This window comes from Cohaesibacter marisflavi, from assembly GCF_963665895.2.
Lineage (GTDB): Bacteria > Pseudomonadota > Alphaproteobacteria > Rhizobiales > Cohaesibacteraceae > Cohaesibacter > Cohaesibacter marisflavi.
The window spans coordinates 955,958-975,893 of the sequence record NZ_OY762534.1 but is presented as its reverse complement, the minus strand read 5'-3'; the positions used below and the strand labels follow the sequence as shown (position 1 = coordinate 975,893).

Here is a 19,936-nt window from a genome sequence, read left to right as displayed (position 1 = left end):
CTTAGTAAACTAATTAGAGAGTGGGACTATCTTGCAAACAACAGCCGGAAAAATTCTTACTGTTTTGCGTGACCAGGGGCCTTGTTCAAGGGCTGATTTGGCTCGAACGATCGGTTTATCAACGGCAGCGATGTCGAAATTTGCAGCAGAATTGCTGAATGCAGATATCGTGCGCGAGATCGATGCGACGGGCAGGCAAGCCGTAGGGCGCCCTTCCATCGATCTGGCGCTAAACCCGGGAACCTTTTTGATGATCGGCGCTCATATTACCATCGGCCGTGTCGAAATCGTTTTGACCGACAGCTTGATGACAATATTTGAGAGCGACCATTTCGAATTTGATCTGGAAATCAAAGTCGATGATCTCATCGCGAACCTGGCTGGAAAGATTGATGCATTGATCGCGAAAAGCGGGTTTCAGCGGAGCCGCTTTCGGGGGGTAGGGCTTACAGTCCCCGGCGCCGTTGATGACGATGGCCGCGTCAATCTATTTTCCGTCTTTTCTCAATGGAGCAACATCGCCTTTGCCGATCTTCTTGAAGAACAACTGAACTTACCTGTGACATTGGAGCATAATGCCGCAGCCATTGCGCTTGCAGAGTCCCGCTTTGGAGCGGGACGGGACAAAGAGCGCGTACTGTATGTCTATATGGGTGGTGGCATCGGTGCGGGGATCACCTATTCCCGAGAAAGAAGCAATAGCTTGAGGCGCTGTCGCCAAGTTGAACTTGGACATATCGTTGTAAACCCACACGGGGCTCACTGCCGTTGTGGTAAAGACGGATGCCTTGAAACCCTGTTTTCTGAAGGGCCATTGCTGAAGTCACTAGGGTGCCCGTCGGTTCCAGAAGAAGGCTTGATCAAAGCTTTGATGCAAACGGACATCTGGTTGGCGCGGTATGAGCACTTTCTTCAAATTCTGGCAACATCAAGCATTCTTCTGCTTCCAGACATGATCGTTCTTGGAGGGCATTTTGGCACGGCTCCGGACGCGTTTTTCAAAAAGTTGGAACGGGATCTTACACCGCGTGTGACCGTACCCCAACATCGTGCCCAATTAAGTGTCGTGCGCACGTCTTACCTGGACGAAGCAGGAGCCGTGGGGGCGGCTTGTGCCGGACTGGAGCAATTTATCTATGGGGATCCGCTTTTGGCACATGGCCGATCACGGCAGGGCCGAGAGAGCCGCGGGGGGTAGGAGCGCGGCGCACTGTAATTAGTCACATAGGGAGGAACAGGTGACGAAAACGGACAAGAACAAGAGGTCAATCTTTGTGAGGATGGACAAACTCGCAACAATCGGCCTTGGTATTATCTCATTCATTCTCGGCATTGGCTTGTGGTGGTTTGCCACATATGTCGGGTCAACCAACCTTCCCAGTCCTATCGATGTTGTCATCCGTTGCTTTGAGCTGGCGGGAAATGGCCAGTTGTTCGTTGACATTTTTGCCTCGATGCGCCGCGTGCTCATTGGCTTCTTGCTAGGGGTTTCGATTGCGGTTCCCATCGGCTTTTTGATGGGGTGGTATCGATTGGCAAGGGGACTCATAGAACCCTGGATCCAGTTTTTTCGAGTGATTCCGCCGCTTGCGATCATTCCTCTGGCAATCGTAACGATGGGGATCGATGAAACTCCGAAAATCTTCGTTATCTTTCTGGCGGCTTTTCTTTCCTCAGTTGTGGCTACCTTTCAGGGTGTCGTCAACGTTGACCGGACCTATATAAATGCGGCCCGCGTGTTGGGAGCGTCCGACTGGGTAATCTTCCGCTCTGTTGTCGTTCCTGCCTCAACGCCGTTCATTCTCGTAGGATTTAGAATCGGGCTTGGTTCTGCATGGGCTACCGTTGTGGCAGCCGAATTGATCGCCGCACAATCAGGGCTGGGGTTCCGGATGCAGCAGGCGCAGCTCTACTACGACCTTCCCACCATTTTTGTCAGCCTTGTTGCCATTGGCATATTGGGCCTCATCATGGATCGTCTGGTTGGGCGAGCCGATGAATATCTAACCCGGTGGCAAGAAAAGGGGACCGCATGATGGCCCAGCCAGAACCCAAGATTATATTCAGGCATGTCAACAAGATCTTTGGAGAAGGGCCGGGAGCTTTTCAGGCAGTGAAAGACTTCAGTCTGGACATTGCCGAAGGCGAAATCGTGACCGTAGTAGGCCCCTCCGGGTGCGGCAAGTCGACAGTGATGAATATCGCCGCAGGGCTTATTCCGCTCACCGATGGTGAATGCCTTGTGCATGGGCGTGAAGTGAAAGGACCGGGACCTGATCGAGGTGTTATCTTCCAGCAATATGCTCTCTTCCCGTGGTTGACTGTGCGCAAGAATGTGGAGTTCGGCTTGAAGCTGAAAGGCATCAAGCCGGAAGAAAGGCGGACGTTGGCCGAACATTATATCGAGATGGTTGGCCTGTCCGACTTCGCGGACTCTCTGCCCAAAATGCTCTCGGGCGGCATGAAGCAGCGCTGTGCAATTGCTCGCGCTTACGCTGTTGATCCTGAAGTCTTGCTAATGGACGAACCATTTGGCGCACTGGATGCTCTGACGAGAGTGCGCCTTCAAGAACAATTGCTTGAAACCTGGTCCCAGGACAAACGCACAATCATGTTCATCACCCACGATGTGGATGAAGCGGTCTATTTGGCCAATCGCGTCATTGTCATGGCCGCCCGGCCCGGACGGCTGAGCAAGATAATTAAAGTGAATCTGCCCTATCCCCGCACAGATGAAATCCGGCTTTCGGAGGAGTTTATAAGAATCCGGAACGAAGTCTGGCGAGGTGTCTATAGCCGCGGGGCAGATGCAGCTTAACCAAGGAGGAGAAAACAGATGGCTATTACCAAACGGACACTGGTCAAAGCTTTGGGAACAGGAATATTCGGGGTCTCGCTGGGGATCATGACCGGCGCTGCGTCCAGCGCCGATGCCGACAATATTCGCATGGGCTATATTGCAGACTATTTCGGAACCAGCATGGCTGCAATAGCAACCGAAAAGGGCCTCTGGGAGAAGCATGGTCTCAAGGCAGACTTGAAAGTCTTCACCAACGGACCGATACAGGTTCAGGCTCTTGGAGCCGGATCACTGGATTTTGCCTATATCGGACCAGGAGCGCTTTGGCTTCCCGCTTCAGGCAAAGCCAAAATCATCGCAGTCAATGCGCTCGGCTACACAGACCGTGTAATTGCCCAGCCGGGAATTGAAACGATTGCCGACCTAAAGGGTAAGAAAGTAGGCGTGCCAGAAGGCACATCTGGCGACATGCTGCTGCGTCTCGCGCTTGAGCGGGCGGGCCTGACGCTTGACGACATCGAAGTAGTCAGAATGGATCCCAGCACCATAGTAACCGCCTTTGGCTCCGGTCAGGTAGATGCAGCCGGTATCTGGTATCCCTTTGTAGAGGTCATTCGGAACCGTATTCCAGACATGAATGAACTCACCTCCAACGAAGACTTTTTCCCTGATGTGGCATTCCCGTCCAGCTTTATCGTCAGCGACGCCATGAGCGGCAATGCCGCTGTGGTCAAGAAGGTCAATGCGGTTATCAAAGAGGCATTGGATTTCCGTCGCGACAATATGAATGAAGCTGTGGCGATTACAGCCAAGTTCCTGAATGTGCCCGAAGGTCCGCTTGCCAAGGAAGCCAAGCTAGCCAAGCTACCAAGCAGCAAGGAACTGGAAGACCTGACCAGAGACGGCAAGGTGGATGCCTGGTTCGATACGCTGGCTCGGCTATATGCCGACTTCGGCAAGATCAAGGATCCTTTGCCAGCAAAGGATTTCTATCTGTCGGATCTTTACGCTGAATAATCTTTCATGACCGGTTGCACCGGCTTTTGCCGGTGCGGCCTCTGGTGAATCTGTTGCACCATCGGGGCAGGCTGCCCTCTGCTCTCCCCGTTGAAAGAAAAAGGAACAAAACAATGCGTCCCAACATCATATTCGTCATGTCCGACGACCATGCCAGTCGAGCCATCTCGGCCTATGGCGGTGGGCTGAACCATACGCCACATCTTGACCGGTTGGCCAATGAGGGTATGCGCCACGATGCAGTGTATGTCACGAATTCCATTTGCACCCCTAGTCGCGCAGCCATATTGACGGGCACCTATAATCACGTCAATTGCGTTACAACGCTGGATACGCATATCGACAATCGCCTCCCCAATGTGGCCAAGCATCTGCGTAGCAGCGGCTATCGCACAGGCATGTTTGGCAAATGGCATTTGGGCGAAGGCAAAGAACATGAGCCAACGGGGTTTGACGAGTGGGCAGTTGTACCAGGCCAAGGGGACTATTGGGACCCGATGTTCATCCATCCCGAAGGGGAGCGGCGCCATCCGGGCTATGCAACAGATCTTATCATGGACATGTCACTCGACTTCATTAAACGTTGCGGTGATGAGCCATTTTTCCTGATGTGTCACAACAAGGCGCCACATCGGAACTTCCAGCCTCATCCGCGCTATGATCATCTTTGGGCGAACGAAGACCTGCCGCTGCCGGAAACATTCAATGATGACTATGCCAATCGGGCTGCAGCTGCAGAAGCGGCCCAAATGCGCATTAAATCAGACATGACCTACGAAGATCTCGGGCTTGTTCAGCCTGAGGGACCGGCAGAGCAGGTTGGGGAGTTGGTAACGGACTATTGGCCACAGCGAAAAATCCCTGAATTGGCTCCTGGAGAAACAATTACTGTCATTGACCAGAAAACGGGTGAGAATATCACCTTCGATGATCCGCAGGCTTTCGCTGAATTCAGATATCAGCGCTATATGAAACGATACTTGCGCACGATCCAGGCCATTGATGACAATGTCGGGCGATTGCTTGACTATCTCGACAAGACCGGCAAGGCAGAAAACACGATCGTGATCTACACGTCCGATCAGGGCTTCTTTCTTGGCGAGCACGGCTGGTTCGACAAACGCTTCATGTATGAAGAATCTCTCCAGATGCCGTTCCTTGTTCGCTATCCGGCAGCCATCAAACCGGGCAGCGTCAGTTCTGATATTGCCAGCAATGTAGATTTTGCTCCAACCTTCCTTGATTTTGCGGGCCTTCCGGTGCCCAGCTATATGCAAGGGACCTCGATGCGCCCTGTTTTGGAAGGCAAAACGCCGGATAACTGGGATCAGTTAGCCTATCATCGCTATTGGATGCACAATGACGAGATCCATCATGCCTACGCCCATTATGGTATCCGTGATCCCCGCTACAAGCTGATTTATTGGTACAACAAGGATCTTGGACAGATTGGGGCACGCCCAAATGATGCGCCACCTGAATGGGAGCTGTTTGATTGCGAAAAAGACCCGTTCGAGCTCACCAATCTTGCCGATGACCCTGCCTATGCAGAAATATTCAGCACGATGCTATCGAAGCTGGATCACAAGATGGCCGATATCGGCGATGTTCCCGAGCATTGCAGCGAGGAGGTTCGCGCTGACTTGTCCTCTCTTTGAGAAGAGACCGATTGTTGTCCCCCTGGTGCATTCCTTTGCTGGTCTTGGCTCAGTCAAGTCTGGCAAAGGGACGACGCCCGATACCAAACATAGCAAGCAAGGAATCAATCCCATGCGTTTGGGTTCCTTTATCCGGCACTTGATTGCCCTTTATAAAAAGCACTATCAACCAGAGAAGCATTATATGCGAGGTCCCGGCCCAGCGTGTAAGTCTACCAAAGGCCCCAGATCTGATTAAGAGCTTGCGAAGAGATCTCCGCTCTCTTTGCGTTCAAGTTTCAATCTGAAAAGGATTTGATTTTATGACAATACATACTGAAAGTCCCTTTCAGGTCATGGCCAAACCGATTGGTCCAAGATGTAACCTTGATTGCAAATATTGTTATTATCTGGAGAAAGAGGACCTCTATTCGCAGACCAAGCGGTTCGAAATGCCTGCAGAGATTCTCGAAACATATATCCGCGACTTTATCACCTCTCAAGCAAACCTCAAAGGAACGGATATCTGGTTCAATTGGCAAGGAGGCGAGCCGACCATATTGGGCGTTGACTACTTTCAAAAAATTGTCGACTTGCAGGCACACTATGCTCCCAAGGGAAAGAAAATCCGCAACGCCTTGCAGACCAACGGCACATTAATTGATAATCGCTGGGCTCGTTTCTTAAAAGAGAACAATTTTCTAGTCGGTATCAGTATTGATGGCCCGGAAGAGATCCATGATCTCTATCGCTATGACCGGGCAGGGCGCGCCAGTTTTGCCAAGGTCATGGCCGGCTATGAGCTTCTGAACAAATATGGGGTCGAGCATAATATTCTGACGGTTGTTCATCGCGACAGTGCGACACGCCCGCTTGAAGTCTATCGTTTCTTGAGAGAGATTGGAGCGCAATTTATCCAGTTTATACCGATAGTGGAACGCTCATCCGGCGCGCAAAAGCTCGCACCAGCACCACAGATTGATGAGGATCGCGTTGAATATAAAGTAACTCCATGGAGTGTCTTGCCGCGCACCTATGGCCGTTTTCTAACCACGATCTTCGATGAGTGGGTTCAGCGGGATGTTGGTCAGGTTTTTGTTCAGTTCTTTGACATGCAACTGGGCCTTTTTATGGGGCAACCTGCATCTCTGTGTGTCTTTGCCGAAACGTGCGGGCAGGGGCTCGCTTTGGAGCATAACGGCGATCTTTATGCTTGTGATCACTATGTCTATCCGCAATTCAAGCTTGGCAATATCACGCAAAAACCGATTGATATATTGGCAAACTCGCCTGAGCAGAAAGAGTTTGGCAATGCCAAGAGAGACACTCTTACTCAACAGTGCCTCGGCTGTGATATTCGCTTTGCCTGCAATGGCGGATGCCCCAAGCATCGTTTTCTCAAGAGCAAGGATGGAGAACCGGGACATAATTATTTCTGCCGCTCCACCACGCATTTTGTCAAACATGCCGGGCCGACTTTGCAAGTGATGGCCAATCTTATTCGTGCAGGACGCCCCGCCACCGATATCATGAAAATAATCCGGCAAGGCCAAGCGGAAAACCGGTCACATTCCGGCTTGCAAGCACAGTCCATTGGCCGCAATGCTCCGTGCCCTTGTGGTAGCGGAAGAAAGTACAAGCATTGTTGCGGGGCGCATAGCGTCAATCGTTAAATGAGGCCTATTGACGAAGCCAATCGATCCAAAGATGTCGAATAGCAGCGCTAAAAGCTGAAGGGATATGCAGGGGAGCACCCTCTGTTTGGTTGCTGCTTCATTTGAATGGCCCGAATAACGAACCTGCTTTGCGACATATACCCGACAACAAATGCCCGAATTGGGGCGGATGCAGAATATCTCCAATAATTGATATATGGGTTGTGATCAGTTGGCCAAGTCATATTGTCCGGATCATCCTCTTTTGGAACTCTGCGTTCAAAGACACTACCTGAGCCCGAACTGGGCCCTGAGTAATAAACCTTCTCCCACCAACGAGGGTAATTGAAGGACCTGAGGTATGTTTAGGGCGATCGCATCTATCGGACAGGTTATCGTGTCGTGGGTGATAGGGCTGTTGAAGACTTGTTCGAGGCTTTACTGTGAACTGCAGAAGCGGCCGGATGGCCTATAGCCGAATAGCTTCATACGTGCGAGATAAAGCGCACAATGAGGAGTATGAACTTCCACTAAGGGTCTGTAAAAATATCCTTATTTTGTCAATTTGTGAGCTTCTGCCTTTCGATCAGGGCAGCTGGCAAGATTGTAGCACAGGTTATTCCTCCACACTCCCAGCCATAGAGACCATAAGTTTTGTCCTCGGGAAAGGTGGACAGGGATCTCGTTGAGCGGGAGCTTTGATAGACGCCAGATGTCAGCCTTCCATCTTGACAATCAATTATCTGTATGACAGAAATTAAATTAATATGACAGAAAGCAAGCCTGCGCCTAACGCTCGGCGGTTTGCATCATGGGAGGAGGAGCCACATGATTGCGTACAGGAGCCAGGTACAAGCCATTTTGTCCAAAGTGGGCACGATCGCTGTTACCTTATTGGGTCTACTTACTCTCACTTTCATAATCGGCAGGGTCATGCCCAACGATCCCGTACGAGCAATCGTGGGAGAGGAGGCCACACGAGAAGTCTATGAAAATGTGTATCGGCAACTCGGGCTAGATCGCCCCATGTGGGAGCAATTCTACATGTATTTGCATGACGTGGTCACATTAGATCTGGGTAAATCAGTAAGAACTGGCATGCCCGTGCTGGAAGATATTCTCCACGTTATGCCAGCAACCATCGAACTGGCACTTTTCGCAATCATCATCAGCGCAACGCTGGGAGTGACCTTGGGTATGGTGGCCGCGGTAAACAAAGATCGCTGGCCCGATCATCTTATTCGTGTATTCAGCCTGATGGGCCATTCCATGCCAATCTTTTGGACCGGAATGATAGCTCTGATCATATTTTACGCCAAACTCGGCTGGGTAGGAGGATCTGGTCGCATGAGCCAGTTTTACATCGGACTAGAGCCGAACACGACTGGCTTTCTCTTGCTCGACAGCGCCATGGCGGGTGAATGGGATGTCTTCAAGAGTGCTCTGCAACACATCATTTTGCCTGCGTCCTTGTTGGGCTATTCTTCGGCAGCCTTCATCACGCGTATGACGCGCAGCTTCATGCTCGACCAGATCAACCAGGAATATATCACAACAGCCCGCGTGAAAGGGCTCAGTCAGTGCAAGACCATCTGGTTTCATGCCTTCATCAATATCCGGGTGCAGTTGATTACGATTGTCGCCTTGGCTTTCGGTACCTTGCTTGAGGGGTCAATCCTGATCGAGACCGTTTTTGCCTGGCCCGGCTTTGGGTCCTATCTGGTCGGCAACTTGATGATTGGCGACATGAATTCTCTTATGACCTGCGTATTGATCGTCGGCCTTATATTCACAGCGCTCAACCTGATTTCCGACATTCTTTACCGTGTGTTCGACCCGAGGACTCGCTAATCATGACAGATCTCAACCTGACACCGAACGTCACACAAAAAGCAAGCAAGCCTCAATGGCTTGTTTCCACTCAGAACCTTGTTCTGTTCCTCTTGAAAAATCCCACGTCAGCCTACGGTCTGTTTGTGCTGGCACTGTTGATTATACTGGCAATTATCGGGCCGTTGCTTGCAACACACGATCCCTATATTCAGGATTTACGCAATGCTTTACAGGCTCCAAGCGCGGAGCACTATTTTGGCACAGACGAATTGGGGCGCGATATATATAGCCGTCTTCTTTACGGAACGCGCATTTCTCTAACAATCATCGGAATTGTCTCCGTCGTCGTTGGTCCGATTGGCCTGACGATCGGGACAGTCGCAGGCTATCTTGGAGGCAAGGTAGATACAGTATTGATGCGGATCACCGATATCTTCCTGTCGTTTCCCTCCCTCATCCTATCGCTGGCATTCGTGGCAGCCTTGGGCCCGAGCCTTTACAATGCGATCATTGCCATTTCCTTGACTGCGTGGCCACCAATTGCGCGCTTGGCACGAGCGGAAACCCTGACTTTTCGGCAAACCGATTACATTGCCGCGGCGCGCCTTCAGGGGGCATCAAGTTTCCGTATCATCTGGCGCTCGATTGTTCCGATGTGTCTGCCATCGGTGATCATTCGCCTCACTCTCAATATGGCAGTCGTGATCCTCACTGCAGCAGGGCTCGGCTTTTTGGGTCTCGGAGCTCAACCGCCTTTGCCTGAATGGGGTGCGATGATCGCAACGGGTCGTCGTTACATGATCGATAGCTGGTGGGTGGTTACCTTCCCTGGCATTGCAATTTTCTGCGTCTCACTTGGCTTCAACCTCTTGGGTGATGGCTTGCGAGATGCGCTAGATCCCAAACAGCTGAACCGGAGATAACAGGATGAAAGAGCTGAACTCTGATACCATTCTCTCGGTCGAGAATCTTTCTATCCGCTACCGAGGCACCCCAACGGACGCGGTTCGGAATGTGTCCTTCAATTTGGGCAAAGAGCGCCTCGGCATTGTCGGCGAAAGCGGATCTGGCAAATCAACGGTAGGACGCGCACTGCTGAAACTGCTCCCGACAGCGGAGATCAAGGCGGATTGCATGCAATTCCGTGATATCGACCTTCTGAATACGCCCGAAAAGCAAATGCTAAAGGTCCGTGGCCAGCGCATCTCCATGATTTTGCAAGATCCTAAATTCTCGCTCAACCCGATACAGAAATGCGGCCCACAAGTGGACGAAGCGTATCGTAATCACATCCGGTGCAGCAAAAAGGAAGCCAGGCAGCGAACACTCGCGATGCTTGAATCGGTGCAGATTCGAGATCCAGAGCGCGTTTACGGCCTTTATCCGCACGAAGTTTCCGGCGGTATGGGGCAGCGCATTATGATCGCCATGATGCTGCTCACCGACCCCGATGTCGTTATCGCGGATGAACCAACCTCGGCACTTGATGTGACCGTGCGGCTTCAGGTGCTTGATATTCTGGATGCGTTGGTTCGCGATAAGGGTATCGGCCTTATCATGATTTCGCACGACCTCAATCTGGTGCGCAATTTCTGTGATCGAGTGCTCATCATGTATGCGGGGCAGGTAGTTGAGGCCCTCAATGCATCTGAAATGCATAATGCCCGGCATCCTTACACGAAAGGGCTTCTTGCTGCTCAACCGCATATTGGCGGGCCGCGAGCGCCTTTGCCTGTGCTGGAGCGTCGTCCTGAATGGCTTGAAGATGTGAAGGTGGTGTGATGAAACCTGTTTCAATAGATAAACTTAGGATACAGCTCGGTTCCGCGGTCATTCTGCCTGACGTAAGCTTCGAAGTGAATGGGGGTGAGTGCTTTGGCTTGATTGGCGAAAGTGGATCTGGCAAATCGACCGTACTGCGTTGCATGTCGTTGCTCTTCAACTCCTGGAGCGGAGACATCCGAATTGATGGAACATCTGTACGAGAGATGAGTGCTTTTGAACGGTGCCGTACGTTCCAGATGGTGTTTCAGGATCCTTACGGGTCGCTTCATCCGCGCCATTCTGTGCGAACGACGCTGTCTGAGCCTCTCAAAATCCACAAGCTGGACAATCACCAGCAGCGCATGGAATCTGCTTTGACCGATGTTGGGTTACCCGTTGATTTTCTGGATCGCTATCCTCACCAGCTCTCAGGGGGTCAAAGACAACGTGTCGCTATTGCGAGAGCCCTTATTCTTGAGCCGGATATTCTGCTGTTGGATGAACCGACCTCCGCTCTAGATGTTTCTGTTCAGGCTGAAATCCTGAATTTGCTTGTGCGGCTCAGGGAAGAAAAAGGCTTCACCTATCTGATCGTCAGTCATGACCTGGCTGTGGTCGATCATATGTGTGATCGCTTCGCGGTCATGCAGGGCGGAAAAATCGTCGAGATTCTGCCGCGAGAAGCTATCCCGGACAATCAAGCGGCGATGCCCTATGCCAAGGAGTTGATTGCTGCAAGCCTCAAATATGAGCGTACTGTAGAATAAACAACGCAATCCCGGTTCATGGCCACCGGCGGCTTCTTCGATAAGGATAAGGATCAAAGATAGGGCAAGGGCGCTGCACTTGCCCTATCGAAAATGTCTCGGAAATGATCAATGACACTTGCACCATTTCTTTTCAAAATCATCCATAGTCATCAGTGCAGTAGCGTCCTCTCCGGCATCACCTTCTGGACAATAATTGCATCCGCACGAACGAAGCGATGGCCAGCTCCCCACTTTCTAGCACCCCACATCCTCGCCAGCCACTAAGAGACACACACCCGTTGCTTCTTTTTCGATGGCTCCGTCGTCATCAGGAGGTGTTGGGCGCCGACCATTCAGCAACCGGCTGGAAATCCTCAAGCGAGACAAAAAAAGAGCGTACCGTAAGATACGCTCTTTCAGTGTGGTTGCTATTTTGTACGTCTTGGAGGTTTATTGAGTCTTCGTGACGTTTTCAAAGCGGCAAACCCATGGGTCAACTATCACATTCTTGACATTGGCCTGATATGCTGCGGTCACGACGCGTTCCGAGAATGGTTGGATAGACGGAATGATTTCCTTGTCCATTTTAATCTGAACGTCCTTGTATAGCTCGGTCTGTTTGGCCTGATCGGGTTCAACCAAAGCTTTCTCAATTATGCTGTTGAGTTCTTCACTGAAGAAGCTGGTACGCCAGCCCTGATAATTGGTCAGCTTAGCCTCGTCAGCATTATTCGGATTGTAGACCAATGCGCGGAGGTTGCTATCTGGATGCGGGAACTGGCCACCGCCGCCGCGCCCAACGAGCAATTCAAAATCACGGTTGCGCATGGCACCATAGATCTGGCTGCCACCGCCAGTAATGATTTCAGCATTGATACCAGCCTGTGCCAACGTGGACTGAATGGCTGTCGCTGAATCGAGGAACTGCTGGGTTGAGATTACACGAATGGTAGTATCAAATCCGTCCGGATAACCAGCGTCAGCAAGCAAGCTCTTGGCCTTTGCGACATCCAATGTATACCCCGGGTCCTCCATCGCCGAGAAAGCACCGGAGTTGATCGGGCGCTGACGCTGAACACCGAAGAATGACATGATCGTCTCGTTGATGCCTTTGTAGTCAATCAGATAACGCAGGGCTTCTCGAACTTTCGGTTTGGCAAACCGTTCATCCTTCATGGACACGGCGAGATAGTAGAACCCCACGCTGGGTACTGAGTTGATGGTCAGAGCTGATTTTTCCTTGAGCGCCTTAAGGTCTGCTGCGGCAAGCGAGAAGCCGATATCAAGATCGCCCTGTTCAAGGCCTAGCCGCTGAGTTTGAGACTCAGGCAGATGGCGCATGAGCACGCGTTTCATTTCCGGAGCGCCACCCCAAAAATCATCGTTCCGGCCGAGAATGACATACTCGTTTGCGCGCCATTTGGTCAGCGAAAACGCGCCTGAGCCAGCGGAATTGTTCGCTAGCCATTCTTTGCCCATGTCGCCGTTTTTCTCATGGCTTTTGACGAGCTCGGAATCAAGAATGGAGCCAGGACCAGCCTGCGTCAATATCATGATGATGAGCTTCGGGTCGTCCAGCTTAGGCAGGTTCAGGACAAAAGTATGCTCATCTTTGGCAACGAAATACTTGTCAACATCTTCAGATTTGAAGCCTCGGGATTTGAGATAAGATGCCTGAGCCAGATTGAGTGTAAGCAAGCGCTTAAAGCTAAAAGCAACATCGTCTGCCGTTACCGGATTGCCTGATGCAAATTTGGCATCCTTGCGCAGGTGGAACGTCACAGACATATTGTCAGGAGCGATATCCCAACTTTCCGCAATGCGTGGTTGGAGCTGCCGCGTTTCAGGATCAAGCTGAGCAAGGGCGTCATAGACGTTGTTCAAAATCTGAACCGCTTCGCCGCCTGTAATGGCGGCAGGGTCCATCGTCAACACGTTGTTCATGTTGAACGCAACGATGAGTTGATCCTTCGGTGTTTCTGCCATTGCGGCAGAGTTGAAGCTTGCAGTGCCAGCCAACAGAACGGCACTGAAAGCAACAGTAGCGAGTAGTTTTTTCATGTTTCCTCCCAATAGTAACCATGAATACTCTTGCTATGTACGACGGATTAAAAATATGTCTGACAATTTAGTCAACACTCATAGCGTCGCACCCTGGATTTGGACAGAAACTCGATACTCCTCATTGAGAGAGATTTCTCTCCAAGCTTCTGCCTCTTCTTAAACTTCAACTTGCACAAACAGAGAGGGGAGTAAGTGAGCGTCCTCTCAAAGCTCATTGAACGCGATTGTTTTCGATAAAGTCGAAGTCGATGTCTTCGCCCAAACCAGGACGGTCTGGTACATGCACAAATCCATCCTCATCCATTGGATCGGACAGGGATTTCAGATAGTCAAACCCGTCGTCATATTCGAGGAATGGATGCAATAGGCCACGTTCATACCAACGACAGTTTTTTGAAGCTGCTACGACATGCAGGTTCATCGCCGTATTGCCATGCACTTCGCAATTCATGCCGAAACACTCGGCCATGCGCATCGTTTTGATGGCTGGTGTTATGCCGCCAACATCATTAACGCCAGTGCGCAGAATATCACATGCGCCGAAGCGCACCCATTCCGCTCGGTGCCAGTGCTTGCCAGCCGCACTTTCAGGCCCCAGAACGGGAATCTCGAGGTTGTCTGCCAGCCATTTATAGGAAGAGAGAGATTGCTCGTCGAGTGGCTCTTCTATCCAGTCAAAGCCAAGTTGCTCGAGGCCACGCCCCAACGCCAATGCATCCGTGCGCGAATACCAATGAAACGCGTCAATCATCAAGCTGAAATCAGGGCCTACGGCTTCACGAACCGCTGCGCAGGCTTTGAGATCCATCTTGACGTTTGGAGCCCAGCTAACTGGTGGCATCCAGGTGTGAAGCTTGATGCCCTTGTAGCCGCGCTTCACGAGTTTCTCAGCAAATCGGGCATAATCTTCCGGCGTCGCCAGTCCGCCTTCCAGCTCATCACCACACATAATCGACCCATAAGCAGGCATCTTGTCGCGATAGCCGCCGAGGAGTTTGTAAACCGGCTGATTGAGTGTGCGGCCAGCCAAGTCCCAGAGCGCGCAATCAACCACAGCCAGCGTTCTGTCAGTAAGCTGTGCAGCAGAGCCGCGTTGCCAGTGGGCCAAGTCCTGCCACAGACGCTCGCGATCCCGGTAGTCCTGGCCTATCAGCACCTTCTTGACAAATTTCTCGAGAATATGGGGCCGCACGATTTCTGGAGGGCAGAAAGAGTAACCCTGATGACCATCTTCCGTGTTGATCGTCAACATCGCTTGCTGCACTTTGTGAGCCGGTCCGGGGTGCCCATGACCTGCGCTGTCCGAATGGCGGCGTGTGGTGGTTGAAAAGACCGAGACTGAGACATCAGTAATAATCATGAGCAAGACCTTCCCGTAGCCTTCTGGTGGCTATCATTCTGTATTTTTCATTGTTAAGGGAATTTTCAAAGCACGTCAATATTTGTCATACAGATTATTAATATCTTTCATATAGATTTTCGATAGATTTCGCATTAAGCTGTTCAAACAGCAGATTTTCAGGCCTGCCTGATGGGCTTCTGTCGCTTTTGACACGAAAAATGACAGGAATCTAAAAATTTCAGAGACACTTCACCAGAAGAGAAATTGAATGTGCTGAAAAATATGATAAATAGTCATATTGATTGAAAATCAGGCATACAGCTTTGGTTTTGTGAAAGGTGAAAGATGGAAGCGGAGCAAGACGGCAAAAAGCAAAAAAGTGGCAAATCACAGACTTTGGTCAGCCGGATCAGCGAGCTTCTCCGACAAGAAATTGCTTCGACAAAATTTGTTCCTGGCGATCGCTTGCCGAGCGAAGCAGATCTGGGGAAACGGTTTGAGGTAAGCAGAACCGTCGTTAGAGAGGCTATTGCCATTTTGCGTTCTGATGGTCTGGTGGAGGCACGCAAAGGGGCAGGGGTGTTCGTTCTCGACCCTCGCAATGCGCGTCAGAATCATCCATTCTCCGATCTTTCCCCGGATAGAATATCTGAAGTGATCGAGCTGTTGGAAATGCGCTCCGCTTTTGAAATTCGTTCCGCAGGACTTGCAGCTGCTCGTCGGTCTTCTGCTCAATTGGAGAATATTCTGAAAGCTCACGCCGTTGTCGGCGAGGCGATGGCTGCTGATGAATGGCCTTATGAAGCGGACTTCCAGTTTCATTATGAGATCGCGGTCGCAACGCAGAACAAACGTTTCCCGCAATTTTTGGCCATGATACGCCCCGGTATCATTCCGCGAAAAGATCTGACCGGCGCGCTTGATCGACGCAAGATCCATCCGAATCCGCATCTTCATCGCGAACATGCCATTATTTTGCAGGCTATCGTCGACGGCGACGCGGAAGCCGCAGAAAGTGCCATGAAGACGCATCTCGAAGGGGCTCTGTCGCGCTATCGCAACATGCTGCGCGAAAGCCTGTCGTTGGACATTTCAGCATGATGAGAGGATGAAGGAGCCCGTCGCAGAGTTTTTAGCAGGTCCTATTTGTCCTGAGATCTGCTTCATTTTGATGCTGCGTTAGTTTTTGAAGTCCGAAGAGGAGTTGGCACCGTCTGTACCAATGTGCCCGTAGACAGAAGCGGTTCGCCCTTGAACGTCGTGCTGAATACGCACCAAGATCTCTCTTGGCTCTAGGCAGAAAAATCAACCGGGTTCCTGTAATTGTCCATGGCCCGATATAGATATTTCCAGAACCCGCACACCTTGATATAGGTTTCATCAACATAGCACATGCTTGGCTGAAGCTCGAATGGCACGGACCGAACAACAATCTCAACGGACGCATCTGCCTAAGCGTTCGACAAGCAGCTCAGAGACTTGGCGTAAACGAAGAGCATCCCAATCTTATTTCGATTTTGGCAGAAGCAAATGAAAAACCCGTTGGATATCTCTACGCTGCGGCAGGGGAGTATTATGTCGGTACAGAAATCTTACTCACCACAGTCCACGTCATCCATGTCACCCAATCCATCAGACGTAGCCTTCTCGGCGGGAAAGTAGCCATTCGTTTAGTGAGGGGGATTAAGCAATAGTCAGATCAAATCGGCGCCAAACATCTGCTATTCCATATAACTTCAGATATCCGCCCAGCCCAAAACGACCGCTTTATGCGCAAAATGGGATTTAGAACGCTCGGAGGAAACTATGCGTGGTAGCTTGTTTTTAATATCTCTAAACGGAGCGCACGAATGTCCATGAAGGAATGGCTCAAAGAAGCTAACCCTATTCCTTATGATGAAACCGAAGAATATAAAAGATTCAATGACGTGTTTGGATGGATTGATGTATCAATAATGATATTTTCTCCATATATTTTGCTATTGATATATGGAGAAAACATTGAGCAAGTAACAAGCTATATCCGAGACAACTTTTCATTGTTTCAAGATAGAGTTGAATTCTTGAAAACTTATGATAACTACTCCGCCAACTCATATTCAGCCACCATTTTAACCAGCCTGTTATTTATGCCGATAATGCTTACCATACGCGTCGTCGGTTATTGGAAAACAGTCGTAGCAAAGCGACGCTGCAAAGGTTTGAACAGCAAAACCCCTTTTTTCCTGTTGTGCTTTACGACTTTGATGCTTTGGGTTGCTGAGATTGCATTTCTAGAAGTACCACAAAATTTTGATCCCCGCTGGCCAGGAAATACGAGATGGTTCTTCTGGCCATTGTATCCTCTAGTTGGAGGGGGCGCCGCTCTCTTCATAAATGCAAACATAAGCTCATTTTTAGTCGTAATCCTAAAACTCGTTTTCTTGCGAAGAGGTCATTATGAATGACAAAACCAATTCAAATCAGAACAACCCGAACTCTAATAATATTGGCATGCCTTTTGCGGCATCAATTGCAACCAACGTTGCGATTAGCGGCAGGGGAGTATTATGTCGGTACAGAAACCTTACTCACCACAGTCCACGTCATCCATGTCACCCAATCCATCAGACGTAGCCTTCTCGGCGGGAAAGTAGCCATTCGTTTAGTGAGGGGGATTAAGCAATGGTCAGATCAAATCGGCGCCGAACATCTGCTATTCCATATAACTTCAGATATCCGCCCAGCCCAAAGCGACCGCTTTATGCGCAAAATGGGGTTTAGAACACTAGGAGGAAACTATGCTGCGCACTAATGTGTTTATTTGCCTTCTTATTCTTGGAAGCCTATTTTTTAACAACTCGGCCCTTTGCGACGATTCAAATAAAGAAGATAGTTTTTTTTACCAAAACTCAGAAGAAAAACTTATTAAAAATATAAAAAAAGAAATAATATATTCAATAATATCAAACAAAAAATCAATTGAAAATAGAGATTTATATTTAATTTTCGACTCCTTAGTAAAATCATACGCAAACAGTATGAATATAAAAGTAGAAACTTATGCACCTTACAAATTAAAAAACAACAAAAAAGAAGTAATAAATAGGTTTAATAATTCTGAAATATTTATAATCATATCAAGAGACTATTTTATTAAAGAAAAACTTGATATAAATATTTTCTTTTCTAGAATGAAAAAATCTGGATACACATTTAAATATGACAGAATAGAGGAAAACGAGAAAAATGAATGTACGTTTGTTCAAGCCATCACTTCAAATACGATAAATTACAGTTTTCTATTTATACCAGAAAAAAAATCTTACAAAATCAAAAAAGAATGTGTGGAAATATTCTCGTATGAAAGCCTTGGAATAGAAACCAACGAAAAAGCAAAATCAGACGATTTTCTAGAAAAAATTTATCCAAGAGCAGTATCTGAAGCTTTTGGTTTGTGCCAAAAAGAAAATGATCATCACAGCTGCATAAAGAGAAAGCTAAAATCCATAAACTTCTAATGTTAAAGATAGTATTAAATTAACAAATTAATAATAATGGAAATATGGAAATGAATCCAGAAGAATCAGTACTCAGTTATGGATTGATGTATCAATAATGATATTTTCTCCATATATTTTGCTATTGATATATGGAGAAAACATTGAGCAAGTAACAAGCTATATCCGAGACAACTTTTCATTGTTTCAAGATAGAGTTGAATTCTTGAAAACTTATGATAACTACTCCGCCAACTCATATTCAGCCACCATTTTAACCAGCCTGTTATTTATGCCGATAATGCTTACCATACGCGTCGTCGGTTTTTGGAAAACAGTCGTAGCAAAGCGACGCTGCAAAGGCTTGAACAGCAAAACCCCTTTTTTTCTGTTGTGCTTTACGACTTTGATTCTTTGGGTTGCTGAGATTGCATTTCTAGAAGTACCACAAAATTTTGATCCCCGCTGGCCAGGAAATACGAGATGGTTCTTCTGGCCATTGTATCCTCTAGTTGGAGGAGGCGCCGCTCTCTTCATAAATGCAAACATAAGCTTATTTTTAGTCGTAATCCTAAAACTCGTTTTCTTGCGAAGAGGTCATTATGAATGACAAAACCAATTCAAATCTGAATAAACCGAGCTCTGATAGTAATATTGGCATACCCTTTGCGGCATCGATTGCAACCAACGTTGCGATTAGCGGCAGGCGAGTATTATGTCGGTACAGAAACCTTACTCACCACAGTCCACGTCATCCATGTCACCCAATCCATCAGACGTAGCCTTCTCGGCGGGAAAGTAGCCATTCGTTTAGTGAGGGGGATTAAGCAATAGTCAGATCAAATCGGCGCCAAACATCTGCAATTCCATATAACTTCAGATATCCGCCCAGCCCAAAGCGACCGCTTTATGCGCAAAATGGGATTTAGAACGCTCGGAGGAAACTATGCAAAGTAAATTGTGCACCAAATATATTTTATTTATTTTCTCTTTAATCTCGAAAATTATATTCTCGAGCAATTCATTTTCTCAAGAATATATAAATAATAGTACAATATTTGAAATTCAAAATTCGCTAAGATGCCCAAAAAACTATATATGCGAATTAGAAATAAACAAATGCACCCTCAGAATAACAAGATCAAGAAAAATAAATTGTAATTTCAACGGAGAGAAAAAAGAAATTAATGAAACCTTCTATTTTAAAGATATAGAATCATTAAATTTACTTAAAGACACTATTTTTATCAAATTCAGCAAAGAATACAACAAAACTATTTCAAAAACAGTAAAAGATTACAAAATAAAAAGAAAAAATACAATACATAACTACAACATAAATAATACGAAATTCGATATAAAGGATATAAATTCACTAAATGCAAACAAAAAAACAAGTATAAGCGAAATAGTATACTGCTCAAATGAAAATGAATACTATCAATCGTATAACTTTATTGCGCTAAAAAATATTAACAATAAACAAAAAATAGAAACAGTCAATTACTTAAACAGAATTATTAAAAAATGCAATATAGGTGAATAAAAGGCCAAATCTTCTAGAAAGAATAATATTTCAATTACTTAAAAGAAAAA

17 protein-coding genes are annotated in these 19,936 nt (G+C 48.3%); 14 read left to right on the top strand and 3 right to left on the bottom strand.

Annotated elements, in window-relative coordinates:
* Positions 1 to 130: 130 nt before the first annotated feature.
* The 10 genes from ACKPCT_RS05640 to ACKPCT_RS05595 all read left to right on the top strand — a co-directional run bounded on the left by ACKPCT_RS05640 (position 131) and on the right by ACKPCT_RS05595 (position 11,473).
* Positions 131 to 1,198, top strand: coding sequence for an ROK family protein (locus ACKPCT_RS05640; protein ID WP_090073562.1), 1,068 nt, complete (start codon positions 131 to 133; stop codon positions 1,196 to 1,198).
* An 82-nt stretch (positions 1,199 to 1,280) separates the two neighbouring features.
* A complete protein-coding gene (locus ACKPCT_RS05635; RefSeq protein WP_090073560.1) occupies positions 1,281 to 2,036 on the top strand; it encodes an ABC transporter permease in 756 nt (251 codons plus the stop codon).
* Positions 2,036 to 2,818 carry an ABC transporter ATP-binding protein gene (locus ACKPCT_RS05630; protein ID WP_175528096.1) on the top strand — a complete coding sequence of 261 codons (783 nt, stop codon included), beginning with the start codon at positions 2,036 to 2,038 and terminating at the stop codon, positions 2,816 to 2,818. Before ACKPCT_RS05635 ends, ACKPCT_RS05630 begins: the two co-directional genes overlap by 1 nt.
* A gap of 87 nt (positions 2,819 to 2,905) precedes the next feature.
* Complete coding sequence (locus tag ACKPCT_RS05625; RefSeq protein WP_090073795.1) at positions 2,906 to 3,817, top strand: aliphatic sulfonate ABC transporter substrate-binding protein; 912 nt, start codon at positions 2,906 to 2,908, stop codon at positions 3,815 to 3,817.
* A gap of 113 nt (positions 3,818 to 3,930) precedes the next feature.
* On the top strand, positions 3,931 to 5,475 hold the full coding sequence (locus ACKPCT_RS05620) for a sulfatase family protein (protein WP_319568631.1): 1,545 nt from the start codon (positions 3,931 to 3,933) through the stop codon (positions 5,473 to 5,475).
* 302 nt (positions 5,476 to 5,777) lie between these two features.
* The gene (locus ACKPCT_RS05615) at positions 5,778 to 7,127 is read left to right on the top strand and encodes an anaerobic sulfatase maturase (protein WP_090073555.1); all 1,350 of its coding nucleotides are present in this window, start codon (positions 5,778 to 5,780) and stop codon (positions 7,125 to 7,127) included.
* A gap of 810 nt (positions 7,128 to 7,937) precedes the next feature.
* Complete coding sequence (locus ACKPCT_RS05610) at positions 7,938 to 8,960, top strand: ABC transporter permease (RefSeq protein ID WP_210186762.1); 1,023 nt, start codon at positions 7,938 to 7,940, stop codon at positions 8,958 to 8,960.
* A gap of 2 nt (positions 8,961 to 8,962) precedes the next feature.
* Positions 8,963 to 9,865, top strand: coding sequence for an ABC transporter permease (locus tag ACKPCT_RS05605; RefSeq protein ID WP_090073551.1), 903 nt, complete (start codon positions 8,963 to 8,965; stop codon positions 9,863 to 9,865).
* Positions 9,866 to 9,869: 4 nt separating this feature from the next.
* Positions 9,870 to 10,724, top strand: coding sequence for an ABC transporter ATP-binding protein (locus ACKPCT_RS05600; RefSeq protein WP_090073550.1), 855 nt, complete (start codon positions 9,870 to 9,872; stop codon positions 10,722 to 10,724).
* On the top strand, positions 10,724 to 11,473 hold the full coding sequence (locus ACKPCT_RS05595; protein WP_090073548.1) for an ABC transporter ATP-binding protein: 750 nt from the start codon (positions 10,724 to 10,726) through the stop codon (positions 11,471 to 11,473). The genes ACKPCT_RS05600 and ACKPCT_RS05595 overlap by 1 nt, the downstream gene beginning before the upstream one ends.
* A 432-nt stretch (positions 11,474 to 11,905) precedes the next feature.
* Here the strand turns inward: ACKPCT_RS05595 and ACKPCT_RS05590 are convergent, their stop codons facing one another.
* Both ACKPCT_RS05590 and ACKPCT_RS05585 read right to left on the bottom strand, forming a co-directional pair.
* Positions 11,906 to 13,516, bottom strand: coding sequence for an ABC transporter substrate-binding protein (locus ACKPCT_RS05590; RefSeq protein ID WP_090073546.1), 1,611 nt, complete (start codon positions 13,514 to 13,516; stop codon positions 11,906 to 11,908).
* A 214-nt stretch (positions 13,517 to 13,730) separates the two neighbouring features.
* Positions 13,731 to 14,879 (bottom strand): mandelate racemase family protein, encoded by a 1,149-nt coding sequence (locus ACKPCT_RS05585; RefSeq protein ID WP_319568630.1) that lies wholly within the window; start codon positions 14,877 to 14,879, stop codon positions 13,731 to 13,733.
* Between the two features lie 327 nt (positions 14,880 to 15,206).
* Between ACKPCT_RS05585 and ACKPCT_RS05580 the strand changes: the two genes are divergently transcribed.
* Positions 15,207 to 15,962 (top strand): FadR/GntR family transcriptional regulator, encoded by a 756-nt coding sequence (locus ACKPCT_RS05580; protein ID WP_090073543.1) that lies wholly within the window; start codon positions 15,207 to 15,209, stop codon positions 15,960 to 15,962.
* 191 nt (positions 15,963 to 16,153) lie between these two features.
* Here ACKPCT_RS05580 and ACKPCT_RS05575 read toward each other — a convergent pair whose 3' ends face one another.
* On the bottom strand, positions 16,154 to 16,255 hold the full coding sequence (locus tag ACKPCT_RS05575) for a DDE-type integrase/transposase/recombinase (protein WP_090073542.1): 102 nt from the start codon (positions 16,253 to 16,255) through the stop codon (positions 16,154 to 16,156).
* Between the two features lie 456 nt (positions 16,256 to 16,711).
* Between ACKPCT_RS05575 and ACKPCT_RS05570 the strand changes: the two genes are divergently transcribed.
* The 3 genes from ACKPCT_RS05570 to ACKPCT_RS05560 all read left to right on the top strand — a co-directional run bounded on the left by ACKPCT_RS05570 (position 16,712) and on the right by ACKPCT_RS05560 (position 19,886).
* The gene (locus ACKPCT_RS05570; RefSeq protein WP_319568629.1) at positions 16,712 to 17,308 is read left to right on the top strand and encodes a hypothetical protein; all 597 of its coding nucleotides are present in this window, start codon (positions 16,712 to 16,714) and stop codon (positions 17,306 to 17,308) included.
* 333 nt (positions 17,309 to 17,641) lie between these two features.
* On the top strand, positions 17,642 to 18,361 hold the full coding sequence (locus ACKPCT_RS05565; protein WP_319568628.1) for a hypothetical protein: 720 nt from the start codon (positions 17,642 to 17,644) through the stop codon (positions 18,359 to 18,361).
* Positions 18,362 to 19,286: 925 nt separating this feature from the next.
* Positions 19,287 to 19,886, top strand: a complete 600-nt coding sequence (locus tag ACKPCT_RS05560; protein WP_319568627.1) for a hypothetical protein — start codon at positions 19,287 to 19,289, stop codon at positions 19,884 to 19,886.
* Positions 19,887 to 19,936: the final 50 nt, after the last annotated feature.

What these genes read in the sequence shown, in the direction of transcription:
- ACKPCT_RS05565 (WP_319568628.1), top strand. Translation starts at nt 17,642, where the DNA reads ATGCTGCGCACTAATGTGTTTATTTGCCTTCTTATTCTTGGAAGCCTA.
- ACKPCT_RS05570 (WP_319568629.1), top strand. Translation starts at nt 16,712, where the DNA reads ATGTCCATGAAGGAATGGCTCAAAGAAGCTAACCCTATTCCTTATGAT.
- ACKPCT_RS05610 (WP_210186762.1), top strand. Translation starts at nt 7,938, where the DNA reads ATGATTGCGTACAGGAGCCAGGTACAAGCCATTTTGTCCAAAGTGGGC.
- ACKPCT_RS05580 (WP_090073543.1), top strand. Translation starts at nt 15,207, where the DNA reads ATGGAAGCGGAGCAAGACGGCAAAAAGCAAAAAAGTGGCAAATCACAG.
- ACKPCT_RS05560 (WP_319568627.1), top strand. Translation starts at nt 19,287, where the DNA reads ATGCAAAGTAAATTGTGCACCAAATATATTTTATTTATTTTCTCTTTA.
- ACKPCT_RS05630 (WP_175528096.1), top strand. Translation starts at nt 2,036, where the DNA reads ATGGCCCAGCCAGAACCCAAGATTATATTCAGGCATGTCAACAAGATC.
- ACKPCT_RS05590 (WP_090073546.1), bottom strand. Translation starts at nt 13,516, where the DNA reads ATGAAAAAACTACTCGCTACTGTTGCTTTCAGTGCCGTTCTGTTGGCT.
- ACKPCT_RS05595 (WP_090073548.1), top strand. Translation starts at nt 10,724, where the DNA reads ATGAAACCTGTTTCAATAGATAAACTTAGGATACAGCTCGGTTCCGCG.
- ACKPCT_RS05600 (WP_090073550.1), top strand. Translation starts at nt 9,870, where the DNA reads ATGAAAGAGCTGAACTCTGATACCATTCTCTCGGTCGAGAATCTTTCT.
- ACKPCT_RS05615 (WP_090073555.1), top strand. Translation starts at nt 5,778, where the DNA reads ATGACAATACATACTGAAAGTCCCTTTCAGGTCATGGCCAAACCGATT.
- ACKPCT_RS05620 (WP_319568631.1), top strand. Translation starts at nt 3,931, where the DNA reads ATGCGTCCCAACATCATATTCGTCATGTCCGACGACCATGCCAGTCGA.
- ACKPCT_RS05575 (WP_090073542.1), bottom strand. Translation starts at nt 16,255, where the DNA reads ATGTGCTATGTTGATGAAACCTATATCAAGGTGTGCGGGTTCTGGAAA.
- ACKPCT_RS05605 (WP_090073551.1), top strand. Translation starts at nt 8,963, where the DNA reads ATGACAGATCTCAACCTGACACCGAACGTCACACAAAAAGCAAGCAAG.
- ACKPCT_RS05585 (WP_319568630.1), bottom strand. Translation starts at nt 14,879, where the DNA reads ATGATTATTACTGATGTCTCAGTCTCGGTCTTTTCAACCACCACACGC.
- ACKPCT_RS05635 (WP_090073560.1), top strand. Translation starts at nt 1,281, where the DNA reads ATGGACAAACTCGCAACAATCGGCCTTGGTATTATCTCATTCATTCTC.
- ACKPCT_RS05640 (WP_090073562.1), top strand. Translation starts at nt 131, where the DNA reads ATGTCGAAATTTGCAGCAGAATTGCTGAATGCAGATATCGTGCGCGAG.
- ACKPCT_RS05625 (WP_090073795.1), top strand. Translation starts at nt 2,906, where the DNA reads ATGACCGGCGCTGCGTCCAGCGCCGATGCCGACAATATTCGCATGGGC.